Genomic DNA, 12,282 nt, shown 5'->3' with positions numbered 1-12,282 from the left:
TCCTTATATCCTGAGGAGGATGCATGGTCCAGAAAAATAGGCACGGCGCCCGCGTTCTTGCGGCCGCCGTGATGGTTGCGGCACTGGCCCTGGCCGGCTGCTCAAAGAACGACGACGCCGCCTCTCCGGCAGCGAGCGATCAGCCCACCACAGTTCGGGTGGTCAGCCACGAATCATTCAACCTTCCCGATGAGCTCATCGCCCGCTTCGAGAAAGAATCCGGGTACACCATCGTGAAATCAGCACCCGGGGATACCGGCCAGGTTGTTAACCAATTGGTCTTGGCGGATGGCAAACCCGGTGCGGATATGGTGTTCGGGGTGGATACCTATACCGCCTACCAGGCGCTTGATGGTAACACCATCGCCGATTATTCTTCCCCGAAACTCCCCGCGGGAGTGACCGCCCTGGAAGGGAAACTCAATCCCATCGACCAGGGCGAAGTCTGCGTGAATTACGACCGCGAGTGGTTCACCCAGAAAAATATGATTCCGCCCCTGAGTTTCGCCGATCTTTCCCGCCCCGAATACGCCGGGCTGCTCGCGGTGGAAAACCCGGCGCTTTCCTCACCGGGCCTGGCTTTCCTGGCCGCTACCGCCCACGTTGCCGGGGGAACGGAGGGGCTTTCCCAGCTGTGGGGCCAGCTGCTCGGGGCCGGCACCCGCATTTCCGGTTCGTGGACGGATGCCTACTACACCGATTTTTCCGGTTCGGAAGGCAAGGGAAATTACCCCCTGGTGGTTTCCTATTCTTCCTCCCCGGCCGCTGAAGACGGGCGCACCGGCGTGATCGAATCGACCTGCGTGCGCCAGGTGGAATACGCCGGGGTGCTGCGCGGGGCAGAGAACCCGGAAGGCGCGCAGGCTTTTATCGATTTCCTACTTTCCGAGGACGTGCAGAAAGCCATCCCGGAGTCGATGTACGTGTACCCGGTGGCCGATGTGGAGCTGCCCGCGAGCTGGCAGCAGCACGCCCCGCGTGTGAAGGACCCCATCGTGCTAGACGCTAAAGAAGTGGGCGCCCAGCGCGCCGAATGGATCCGCGCCTGGCGTGACACCGCGGGAATGTGAGTAACGCATTCCGTATCCCGCGCCCGCGCGGAGCTTCCCTGGTGGTTGCCCTCGCGCTCGCGGTCCCGCTATTTTTCCTCGCGGTCTTCTTCCTGTGGCCGGTGGTGGCGATGCTCGCGCGCGGGCTCGTCACCCCGGCCGGGGTGGATACCGCGGGTTTCGCCGCCGAACTTACCCGCCCGCGCACCTGGAAAGTCGCCGGGCAAACCCTGTGGATGGCAGCGGCCAGTACCGCTTTCTCGGTACTGCTCGGGCTTCCCCTCGCCTATGTGCTTTACCGACTGCGCCTGCCCGGAGTGCGGGTGGTGCGAGCCTTCGTGGTGGTACCTTTCGTGCTCCCCACCGTGGTGGTGGGAACCGCGTTCCGGGCGCTGCTGCGCGCGGACGGCCCCTACGGTTTCCTCGGCTGGGATTCCAGCCCGTGGGCGGTGGTCGCGGCCATGGTTTTCTTCAATACCGCCGTGATTTCGCGGACGGTGGGGCCACTGTGGGCGGCGCTGCCCCCGCACGCGGAGGCTGCCCGTACCCTCGGCGCCTCCCCGTGGCGGGCTTTCCGTACCGTCACCCTTGTGGAATTGGCCCCGGCTATTACCTCCGGCGCGGCTATAGTCTTTTTATTTTGTTCGACGTCGTTCGGAATCGTGCAAACCTTAGGTGCGCCTGGCTACGGGACCCTCGAAACTGAAATCTGGGTGCAGACCACCACCTTCCTTGATTTACGGGCCGCGGCGGTGCTCTCGCTTCTACAAGTGGTGATCGTCGGGATTGCCACCGCGGTGGCTGCCCGGGCCACCCGGCGTACCTCGGCAGCCTTGCGCCTGCGCCCGGCCGCCCGGAGGAAGGTGAGCCGGAGTGATATTCCCGCGCTGCTCATCAGCGCGGCCACCGTTATTTTCCTGATCGGAGCTCCGCTCCTCACCCTGGTGGCGCGCTCCTTCCAGCGTTCGGGTACCTGGACGCTGGAGAACTACCGCAATCTCATCGGTTCTTCCGGATTTGCGGGGGTCTCGGCTTCCGATGCGCTCCGGAATTCTTTGACAACGGGCCTGAGCGCTGCCGCACTTGCCCTGCTCCTCGGGGCGCTGCTGGCTTTCGCGCTGGCTTCCCCGTGGGCCCCGCCGCGGCCGGTGAGCGCGGCCGCGGAAGGGATCGCCCTGCTGCCGCTGGGAGTTTCCGCGGTGACGGTAGGTTTCGGATTATTCCTCACCATTCGCATGCTTGTTCCCTCCGCGCAGGTGCTCGTCCCGGTGGCGCAAGCGGTGGTGGCCCTTCCCCTCGTGGCCCGGGTGATCCTCCCGGTGGTGCGGGCCATTGACCCACGCTTGCGCGAGGCCGCCGCCACCCTGGGGGCCGGCCCGGGGAGGATCTGGAGAAGTATTGACCTGCCGCTCGCCGCCCGGGCGCTCGCGGTGGCAGCCGGTTTCGGCCTGGCCATTTCCTTAGGGGAATACGGTGCCACATCCTTCCTGGCCACCAGTGATTCCACCACGCTCCCGGTGCTGATCGGCCAGCTCCTGGGGAGGCCCGGGGCGGAAAATTACGGGACCGCGATGGCGGGGGCGGTGGTGCTCGGTACGGTCACCGGGGGGCTGATGGCGCTGAGTGAAATGGCGGCGCCTGCCGGGGCTGCGTCGTCGTTATTAACGCAGCAGAAAGGAAAGCTTCGTGTTAGAACTTCGTGAGGTATCGGTGCGTTACCCGGACGGTTTCGAGGCGGTGCGCGGCGTGAATCTTAGCGTGGAGTCGGGCACGACCGTGGCGTTGCTGGGGGCGTCCGGTTCGGGGAAATCCTCGCTGTTGCGCGGGATCGCCGGGCTGGAGGCTTTGCGCGGGCAGGTGCTGATCGACGGCGCTGATATGACGGCGGTTCCTACCCATCGGCGCGGGGTGGGCATGGTTTTTCAGGACGGGCAGCTTTTCCCGAATCGCAGCGTGGGTGGAAATATTGCCTACGGGATTGAGAAAGGCCGTTCGCGCGCCGAGGTCGAGGCAGAGGTGGAGCGCTGGCTGGAGCTGGTGGAACTGAGCGGTTATACCAAGCGGGCGGTCACGACTCTTTCGGGTGGGCAAGCTCAGCGGGTGGCTTTGGCGCGTTCCCTGGCGGCGCGCCCGCGGGTGCTGCTCCTGGACGAACCGCTTTCCGCCCTCGATACCCGCCTGCGGGAGGACCTGGCGGTATTCCTACGCCGGGTGCTGCAAAAGGCAGGCACGACGGCGGTCTACGTGACCCACAATGATGCCGAAGCGGCGACCGTTGCCGACCGGGTGGTGCGCATGGATAGCGGGCGGCTGGTTGCCGCAGGTTAACTAATATTCCTGAACAGTGCAGCTAAACCCCGAGGAAGCGCAGGATCGCAGGGAAGTCCTCGTTGATCTGGGCGGTGCCGGCCGCGAAAGAGGCTTCCAGTTTCGCCACATTGGTCTCCCGGTTGGAAGTTAGCTGGTGGCGCGGGAAGTAGAGGTAGGCCCGCCCCCGTGCTTCCAGATCGAAAAGATGGACCCGGGTGGCGTTGTACTTGGCTGCGCGTTCCTCCAGCGCGGTAACGAGGTGGGGGTATTTGCGGAAAGCCGCCCGGATCAGCGCACTTGCCTTTCGGGAAGGTGCCGGGCGCACGTAATCGCGCGGTTTCGTCATAATAACGACGGCGCGCTCGAAGCCAGCAGCCTCAGCGGCATCAATAGGTATACCCCCGGATGGCCCGAGCGCGCCGTCGGCATAAAGCTCACCGTCGAGCGTTACGAAAGGCATGATGCCGGGCATCGTTGAGGATGCCTGCACCCGCACCAACAGGTCGTCAAGAACCTTAATATCGCCGCGGTGCCAGTGCACGGCGGCGCCGTCGCTCAAACGAAAAGCACTGATGTCAAAATCGCCGGGCGTGGACTGGAAAGTCTCGAAATCGAAGGGAAGGGCCTGGCCCGGGCGTGACGTGTGAAGGTAAATGTAATCCGAGTTGAAGGCGCCCTTGCCGCTGAGGAAGGTCCGCCAGTTTCCGATATTCGGATCCGCCCCAAATTCCACGAAAGACCGTCGGGCCCGCAGCGGGTCACGGCTGAGATAATTCGCCACGTGACTGGAACCCGCCGAAATCCCCGAAACGTGCGGGAACTCCAGGCCGGCCTCGATGAGCTTGATCACCACCGGGGCCGTGGCGCTCGCGCGCATACCACCGCCCTCGAAAACGAGGGCGGTTTCAGCAATCCGAGACATAGGGTCTCCTTTCTACGCGCCAGGCCGGGGCGGGTGCGGCCTCGAGTGAAGATGGCTCCGGCCGCGGCCCAAACTACCTGCCGCGCACTCCTGATTCACCCATTCCGTAACGCAACGAATTGACTTCGCAGCTGCATTCGGTGGCGATATTGATCGTGGAAGCAATCGCACCTTCGGCGCGCAGCTCCAGCAGGCGGGGAACAACCCGATCCCGCAAGGACCACGGGTCAATGGTATTGACGTAGATCTTGGTGCCGCCTTCAAAACCGGCGAGGGTGGAGGTGCGCCACTTGAGGAGCACCCGCCACGGGGTTGCTACTTCCATATCCCGCGAAGGTGCGTACCATTCCTCATTTGTGGGAATATCTGGGCCGGTGGCCGCGTGCATGGCATGCACCAGATCCGAAACGGCGCGCAATTCGTGGCGGGTGTGCTCGAAGGGTTGGGAGGCTTCCGAACGCGACCACACTTCGAGCGTGGGGTAGCGATGCCCGAACCCGGCGTAGGCCACCGCGTACTTGTTCTCCGCGATAACGAGATTGTGGTAGCCGGCGTAATCCACCCCGTACTCGTTGAAAATATTGGGGTTATCGCGCACCCGGTCCACTTCGTAGCGGTGATTGACGGTGCGCTCATCAATGGACACCAGCTGCTTATGGAGGTGTTCGAAGGAGGCCCCGGCCGGCCGCAACCAATTCTGGAAGACCTGCACGTATTTGACGTAGCGGTTCTGCTCGTACAAATCGCGCATGGCATCCGCGGTAAGCAGGAAGTACCAGTAGTGCTCAGCCGGGGTGAGGGTACCCGAGCCGGCCCGATTCGCGGTGGAATCCGAACCCGGCACATAGTGGTGGCGCCCGATAATGAGATCATGCCCGCCCCCGTAGAACGGCAGCGCGCTCAAGAGGCGCTCCCGCTCCGGAAGCGCATTCCAGGCATCCTCATCCATGCCCGAGGCAATGGCCTTGTTATGCGCCACGGAAAGCACGTGGGCCCGCCCGGCCGCATCCGAGGTGTAGCGCTCAAAAGCATCCTGGCGGCGGGTGGTGAGCTCGTACTGGTAGTTGGTGGTCCAGTACTGGAAAGGAACAATCTCAAAAAGATTAGGAACTCGCCGGAAATCCCACGGGTCCGCCAGGGAATCCACCGGGGCATCATAGGTGATCCGGGCTTCACCCGTGGCGGGGTTGCCAACGATGCGCGCCTTTTCCGGCGGTGTTTCCAGCACCCGATCCGCGCAGAAAGAACAGAAGTTTTCCGGGTGATCGGCACTCAGCGGTTCCGCGATGGGAACTTCGGCCTTGAGGGGTCGGTTAGCGCGGCCCGGCTGGGTCCACACTTCGGTACCGGAAAACGGGTTGATCTGTTTGATGGTCCCGTCCGGAAGCCGGGTAATGGGCGGGCGGATTTCGTGGCGTACAACCATAAGTTCCCCTCACGTTCGGCGGCAGAGCCACCCACCATAGTAGTGGGTAGCTCCGCTGCGAGCACGGTGAAGCTGAATTCTTAGCTCACCGAATACCCGGCCTGCGCCAAAGTTGCATAAGCTTCATTGACGAAGGCTCTACGCACCTGCACCTCATATGAATTGGCGGTGGTGGCCCGCACCGAAGCGAAATCACGCCGCCCACCGGTAAACCCGTGCGAGATCGCACCCATAATGGCACCGAGCACCGCCCCGCAGGCGAGCCCGAAGAGGAGCACCTGCCAGAGCACCACGGCCGGCGCGAAAAGGATAAAGAAGAAGGAGAAGAAGAGGCCCCAGGAGGCTCCGCCCGCCGCGCCGTAGAGCGCGGCCTTCCCGGTGGTCAGGCGCCCGGTCACCTGCTCCACGCTTTCCAGATTCACGCCGACGATACGCACATTTTCTACCGGGAACCCGGCATCCGAGAGCGCATCTACCAGGCGTTCGGCCTGCCGGTAATCAGAAACTTCCGTAATGGTGCGGTAATCCGCGGCACTTTGTTCAGCGGCGCGCGCGGTGGCGGACGCGCCAGTAGTTATGTTTTCATTCATAGGCTCATCCTAAAGGTGGCCTATGACAGAAAAACCGCCCTCGAAACAAAAATCAGCTGCGCGCCGGAAATGCTCGCTAGCGGTGGAAACTGGGAAGCGTATTCCGGCGCGCAGCCTGGATGGTGTTAGTGTTCGCGGGGCGCGCAGCTCACGCGGTTGCTGGCGGCTCTATGCGCGCCAAATCGACCGGCGCACAGCTCACGCACGTTGGCTAGCCAGCCACGTTACTCAATCGTGGACAGATCCGCGGCGCCAATAATCCCGGCGTCGTTCCCGAGCCGCGCGAGGCGAATCTCCGGCAGCGTCCGGTATTTCGCCACGGGGAGAACTTCGGGGAATTCGCGTACCAGCGGATCAAGCACGAGCGAACCGGCCTCGCTTACCCCGCCGGCAATCACGAAGATTTCCGGATCGAAAATGGTGGCCATATCCGCCAAACCGATGGCGTTCCAATGAGCGAGCTCATTGAAAACATCGAGGGCCATCTCATCGCCTTCCTGGGCGGCCGCGGTCACGGCCGGGCCGGTCACGCGCCCTTCGCCCAATTCCAGGATGCGAGCGGCTCCGCTCGGGTAATTCGCGGCCCGTTCGGTGGCGAAACGCACCAGTGCACTACCCGAGCCCATCACTTCCCAGCAGCCGCGCGATCCACACCCGCACAGCGGCCCGTTCGGAACCATGTGGATATGGCCGATTTCCGCGCCGAAACCGAAAGCGCCGCGTAGCAGATTCCCGTTCATGATGATGCCGCCGCCCAGCCCGGTGCCGAGTGTTACCACAACGGCAGATTCCGCATCAGCGGCGGCACCGAAACGGTATTCGGCCCAGGCGGCAGCGTTGGCGTCATTTTCAACGACGACGGGCATGCCGGTGAGCTCAGCGATACGTGAACCGAGCCGTCCGTTCTGTAGGGGCACATTCGTGCCGTAGATCAACGTATCGCGATCCGCGGCGATATAGCCGGCCTGCCCGATTCCAACGGTGGTAGCCCCCGAGGATTTGAGGTCATTGACGCAGGCGGCGATAGTTGCGATAAAGGCCTCGGAATCCTGGCGCGGCGTGGGGCGCCGGACCCGCTGCAAAATTTCACCTTGTTCATTGACGACGCCGGCGGCCACCTTCGTGCCGCCAACATCCACACCGATGCTCAGAGTCATGGTGCAAGTCTACCTGGCGTGGCCAGCCGGATTCCGGGATGGCGCAGCGGCGTCGTCGTACCGAAAAAAGAGGGTGCGCAAGGACGTGACGTAGCTCGCGAAAAGTGGGCGGGAATAAAAACCACGCCCCTAAGGTTGAGTTAGGTGGACTCAAGAAAGGGCGAGCCGATTGGACATAGGTTCTCGGATCGTTCAGACTTGGAAGGAAACTTTGTCGAAGGGTCCGCGGCCGGTACCGCCGGCGTGCGGATCTGCGGCACGAATGCAGAAGGAGCAATCATGGCACGTGCAGTAGGTATTGACTTGGGAACAACCAACTCCGTGGTGGCCGTCCTCGAAGGCGGGGAACCCACGGTGATCGCGAATGCGGAAGGTGCGCGCACCACCCCGTCCGTCGTGGGCTTCTCTAAGAGCGGAGAAGTGCTCGTGGGTGAAGTGGCCAAGCGCCAGGCTGTCACCAATGTTGATCGCACGATTTCTTCCGTCAAGCGCCATATGGGCGATGACTGGAAGGTTGATATTGACGGTAAGGATTACAACGCGCAGCAGATTTCCGCGTTTATTCTCCAGAAGCTGAAGAAGGATGCGGAAGCCTACCTGGGCGATACCGTCACCGATGCGGTTATCACCGTGCCGGCCTACTTCAATGACGCACAGCGCCAGGCCACCAAGGATGCCGGCACCATCGCCGGTCTGAATGTGCAGCGTATCGTCAACGAACCCACGGCCGCGGCGCTGGCCTACGGCCTGGAAAAGGGTAAGGAAGATGAAACGATTCTGGTCTTCGACCTGGGCGGTGGCACCTTTGATGTTTCCCTCCTGGAAGTGGGCAAGGATGAGGATGATTTCTCCTTCATCCAGGTGAAGGCCACCTCCGGGGATAACAAGCTCGGTGGGGATGATTGGGATCAGCGCATCGTCAACTGGCTGGTTGACCAGGTGAAGAACGCCTCCGGTGTGGATCTGTCCAAGGATAAGATCGCGCTGCAGCGCCTCAAGGAAGCCGCGGAAAAGGCGAAGATTGAGCTGTCTGCCGCGACCTCCACCCAGATTTCGCTGCCCTATATTTCCATGAGCGAATCCGGGCCGATCCACGTGGACGAAACCCTCAGCCGCGCCAAGTTTGAGGATATGACCAAGGATCTGCTGGATCGCACCAAGACCCCGTTCATGAACGTGATTCGCGATGCGGGCATCCAGATTTCCGATATTGATCACGTGGTGCTGGTGGGTGGATCCACCCGTATGCCGGCTGTGACCGAAGTGGTCAAGGAGCTCACCAACGGGCGCGAACCCAATAAGGGTGTCAATCCTGATGAGGTCGTGGCCGTGGGTGCGGCGCTGCAATCCGGTGTGATTACCGGGGACCGCAAGGATGTTTTGCTTATCGACGTCACCCCGCTCTCCCTCGGTATTGAAACCAAGGGCGGCGTGATGACCAAGCTCATCCAGCGCAATACCGCTATTCCCACCAAGCATTCGGAAACCTTCTCCACCGCGGAAGATAACCAGCCTTCGGTATCCATCCAGGTGTTCCAGGGTGAACGTGAGTTCACGCGCGATAACAAGCCGCTGGGCACCTTCGATCTGACCGGGATCGCGCCGGCTCCGTCCGGGGTGCCGCAGATTGAGGTGACTTTCGATATCGATGCCAACGGCATCGTGCATGTGTCCGCGCGTGATAAGTCCACCGGCAAGGAACAGTCCATGACCATTACCGGCGGTTCGGCCCTATCCGAAGAGGAAATCAACCGCATGGTCAAGGAAGCTGAGGAGCACGCCGCGGAAGATGCCAAGGCCAAGGAAGAAACCGATACCCGCAACCAGGCGGAGCAGACCGCGTACTCCATTGAGCGCCTGATCAAGGACAATAAGGACAAGCTCACCGATGCCACCGTCACCGAAGTGGAGGAGGCCATCGCCAAGGTGCGCGAAACCCTCAAGGGCACCGGCAACGTGGAGGATGTCAAGAGCGCCCTGGCCGAACTCAACGAGAAATCGCAGAAGATCGGGCAGGAAATTTACGCGCAGGCCCAGGCTGCTGAGCAGAATGGCGGCGCGAATGCGTCCGGTGCCGCGGGTGGTTCCGGTGCGTCCGGTTCTTCTGACGACAATATCGTCGACGCCGAAGTCGTGGACGATGAGGAGAATAAGTAATGAGTGAGGACGATCTGAAGCGCAACGGCCCGGAAAGCGCGGGTGCCGGTAACGGCGCGGGCGGTTCCGGTGCGGGCGCTGTTTCTGGGAACGACGACGCAGCTACCGCCGCGGCCTCGCCGGCAAATGCGGGTGAATCTGGCACGGGCACGGCTCAGGAACCCGAGGTGGGCGCGGCTGACGCTGGAGAAGCTGGCGCGGCTGGCGCTGCCCAGGCATCGGATACTCACGAATCCGATACTGAAGCTTCCGGTGCTGAGGCCGGCGCAGGCGATACGGAGGCCGTCGCGGCCGATCCGCTCAGCGAAGCAATGGCGACCATCAGCACCCTGGAGGATCAGCTCAAACGCGCCCAGGCATCGCTGTACAACACCGAAACGGAGTACACGAATTACGTGCGCCGCTCCAAGCAGGAAGCCGGAGCGCACCGCGATTCGGGCACTCTCAAGGTGATTGAGGCCTTGCTTCCGGTTCTTGATGATGTGGAGCTGGCTCGCCAGCACGGGGACCTGGAAGGCCCCACTGGCTTGATCGCGGAGAAGGTGGAGCAGATTCTCTTCTCCACCTTCAAGGTGGCGCGTTTCGGTGCGGTTGGTGATGAGTTCGATCCGGAGTACCACGAGGCACTCATGAATCGATCCTCGGCGGAAGCCACCGCTCAAACTATTGAGACGCTTATCCAACCCGGATACACCGTGGCGGATAAGGTTCTCCGCCCGGCCCGGGTGGGAGTGGTCTCACCGGAATAGTGGGGGCAGGCTTCACGCAATACACACAGCAGGATAAGAAAGGGGAGGTGAGCATATGGCAGGGGCAAGCCAAGATTGGCTCGATAAGGATTTCTACCAGGAACTCGGCGTGAAAAAAGACGCCACCCAGGAGGATATTAAAAAGGCCTACCGGAAGCTATCCCGCCGTTACCACCCCGATCGGAATGGCGGCTCGAAGGACGCCGAAGAAAAGTTCAAGAGGGTGGGGGAGGCCTACCAGGTTCTCTCCAACCCGGAGGATCGCAAACAATACGATGCGATCCGGGCGCTCGGGGCCGGCGGGCCCCGCTTCCGGGCCGGTGGGCAAGGCAGCGGTGGTTTTGAGGACATCTTCTCCATGTTCTCCGGCGGCCGCGGCGGAACCTACCACGCCTCATCCTCCACGGGCGGCACCCGCGCAGGCGGCTTCAGCGGTAACTTCGAGGACGTGCTAGGCGGACTTTTCGGGGGCGGACAGGGAGGTGGAGGTTTCGCCGGATTCGGCTCCCAGCGCCGGGCCCAGAAGGGTGCGGATATGACCGCCACGGTCTCGCTCCCGCTCCGCCAGGCTGTGGACGGGGCCACCGTGAAAATCCAAACCGCCTCCGGCAAGTCCGTGACCGCGAAAGTCCCGGCCGGCGTGAGTGACGGCCAGAAAATTCGGATCGCCGGGAAGGGGCATCCGGGCCTCAACGGCGGGCCGGCTGGCGATATTATCGTCACCGTCCACGTGGAGCCCCACCCGGTTTTCGAGGTGCAGGGCAAGGATGTTTACGTCAATGTCCCGGTGTCCTTCCCGGAAGCCGCTCTCGGGGCTACCGTAGAAGTACCAACGCTGGCAGGGCACACCGTCCGGGTGAAAATCCCGGCCGGTTCCTCCACGGATAAAATTCTGCGGGTGCGCGGCAAGGGTCTCACGGCCAAGGGTACGGCCGGGGATATGTACGTGCGTCTCAAGGTCGTGGTTCCCACCCGGCTGTCGGATGATGCCCGCAAAACCGTGGAACTCTTCGCCAAAGCCACAGGCGATGCCGATCCGCGCGCGGATTTCATCCGCATGGCCAAGGTCTAGGCGAAGTGCTAGCGAAGCTCATGCGAACGGATAACCAAGCTAGCGCGAAGCTCTAACGAAGCGACACGAGGAACGAAAAACCCGGCTAGCCCGGCCCCACGCGGGGCCGGGCCCGGAACCCCAACAAAGGAGGTTGAGGAGGTATGGCGAATCGACGCGCACCGTTACTCACGGTGTCAGTAGCGGCCGAACTCGCGGGCATGCACGCCCAGACGCTGCGCCAATATGACCGCCTGGGGCTGGTGTCCGCCCGGCGCACCCGCGGAGGCGGGCGGCGCTACTCCCTGGAGGATGTGGAACGCCTCCAAGAAATTCAACGCATGTCCCAGGAGGATGGCATCAACCTGGCCGGCATTGCCCGCATCCTCCAGATGCAAGAGCGCATTGACCAGCTCACCCGCTCCCTCCAGCACGCGGAACAAGAACTCGCGGCAGAGCGGGAACGCGCCAACGAACGGCGCGCCCATGCTCGCCGGATTTTCGCTGCCGGAGCGGATGGCGACGTCGTTCTTACTCGTGGTCATAAAGACCTACGCGAGTACCTGCGCCACCAGGCCGCGCAGCGCCTCGCACAGCTACGCGCACAAGAAGGCGCCGGGCCTTCCCGCGCGGGGGCCGCCGGAAGTTCGGCGGCAAGTTCCGCAGCCGGTGCCGCGCGCCACCCCGGCTCCGAACTGACCCGCTACCAACCCCACACCCTGGATCTACTCCTCTCCGCGCTCGCGGTGCAGATGGATTGGGATCGCAACCGCGAACGCGACCGTGAACACGGGCGCGTCCCCAGCCGCGACCACAGCCACGAACGCAGCCGCGACCGCAGCCACGCACGTGACCGCGCCTAGGAACGCGA

General features: G+C 62.8%; 11 protein-coding genes. 7 read left to right on the top strand and 4 right to left on the bottom strand.

Going from position 1 to position 12,282, the window contains the following annotated elements:
- The first annotated feature begins 23 nt into the window (after positions 1-23).
- From CZ322_RS01935 to CZ322_RS01925, 3 genes are read left to right on the top strand one after another with little or no spacing between them, the layout of a single operon-like run.
- Complete coding sequence (locus tag CZ322_RS01935; protein ID WP_087069993.1) at positions 24-1,070, top strand: thiamine ABC transporter substrate-binding protein; 1,047 nt, start codon at positions 24-26, stop codon at positions 1,068-1,070.
- On the top strand, positions 1,067-2,752 hold the full coding sequence (locus CZ322_RS01930) for an ABC transporter permease (RefSeq protein ID WP_234984416.1): 1,686 nt from the start codon (positions 1,067-1,069) through the stop codon (positions 2,750-2,752). The genes CZ322_RS01935 and CZ322_RS01930 overlap by 4 nt, the downstream gene beginning before the upstream one ends.
- Entirely contained in the window at positions 2,736-3,377 is a 642-nt protein-coding gene (locus CZ322_RS01925; protein ID WP_087069992.1) for an ABC transporter ATP-binding protein, read from the top strand. The genes CZ322_RS01930 and CZ322_RS01925 overlap by 17 nt, the downstream gene beginning before the upstream one ends.
- A 22-nt stretch (positions 3,378-3,399) precedes the next feature.
- Here CZ322_RS01925 and CZ322_RS01920 read toward each other — a convergent pair whose 3' ends face one another.
- From CZ322_RS01920 to CZ322_RS01905, 4 genes are all read right to left on the bottom strand, one after another.
- Positions 3,400-4,281: a patatin-like phospholipase family protein gene (locus CZ322_RS01920; RefSeq protein WP_087069991.1), complete on the bottom strand. Its 882-nt coding sequence runs from the start codon at positions 4,279-4,281 to the stop codon at positions 3,400-3,402.
- A 73-nt stretch (positions 4,282-4,354) separates the two neighbouring features.
- Complete coding sequence (locus CZ322_RS01915) at positions 4,355-5,707, bottom strand: DUF4921 family protein (RefSeq protein ID WP_016441865.1); 1,353 nt, start codon at positions 5,705-5,707, stop codon at positions 4,355-4,357.
- A gap of 80 nt (positions 5,708-5,787) precedes the next feature.
- Positions 5,788-6,297: a general stress protein gene (locus CZ322_RS01910; RefSeq protein WP_087069990.1), complete on the bottom strand. Its 510-nt coding sequence runs from the start codon at positions 6,295-6,297 to the stop codon at positions 5,788-5,790.
- A 224-nt stretch (positions 6,298-6,521) separates the two neighbouring features.
- The gene (locus CZ322_RS01905) at positions 6,522-7,454 is read right to left on the bottom strand and encodes an ROK family glucokinase (RefSeq protein WP_087069989.1); all 933 of its coding nucleotides are present in this window, start codon (positions 7,452-7,454) and stop codon (positions 6,522-6,524) included.
- A 279-nt stretch (positions 7,455-7,733) separates the two neighbouring features.
- On the opposite strand from CZ322_RS01905, the gene dnaK reads away from it, so the two are divergent.
- The 4 genes from dnaK (at position 7,734) to CZ322_RS10355 (ending at position 12,274) form a co-directional block, all read left to right on the top strand.
- Positions 7,734-9,611: a molecular chaperone DnaK gene (gene dnaK, locus CZ322_RS01900; protein ID WP_026428617.1), complete on the top strand. Its 1,878-nt coding sequence runs from the start codon at positions 7,734-7,736 to the stop codon at positions 9,609-9,611.
- Positions 9,611-10,360: a nucleotide exchange factor GrpE gene (locus CZ322_RS01895; RefSeq protein ID WP_087069988.1), complete on the top strand. Its 750-nt coding sequence runs from the start codon at positions 9,611-9,613 to the stop codon at positions 10,358-10,360. Before dnaK ends, CZ322_RS01895 begins: the two co-directional genes overlap by 1 nt.
- Positions 10,361-10,415: 55 nt before the next feature.
- The gene (locus CZ322_RS01890) at positions 10,416-11,432 is read left to right on the top strand and encodes a DnaJ C-terminal domain-containing protein (RefSeq protein ID WP_087069987.1); all 1,017 of its coding nucleotides are present in this window, start codon (positions 10,416-10,418) and stop codon (positions 11,430-11,432) included.
- A gap of 143 nt (positions 11,433-11,575) precedes the next feature.
- On the top strand, positions 11,576-12,274 hold the full coding sequence (locus CZ322_RS10355; protein ID WP_087069986.1) for a heat shock protein transcriptional repressor HspR: 699 nt from the start codon (positions 11,576-11,578) through the stop codon (positions 12,272-12,274).
- Positions 12,275-12,282 lie beyond the last annotated feature (8 nt).

The sequence above is a fragment of the Actinotignum timonense genome (assembly GCF_900155575.1).
GTDB lineage: Bacteria > Actinomycetota > Actinomycetes > Actinomycetales > Actinomycetaceae > Actinotignum > Actinotignum timonense.
Note: the sequence above shows the minus strand (reverse complement) of the source record. Positions and strands in the feature narration are given on the sequence as shown.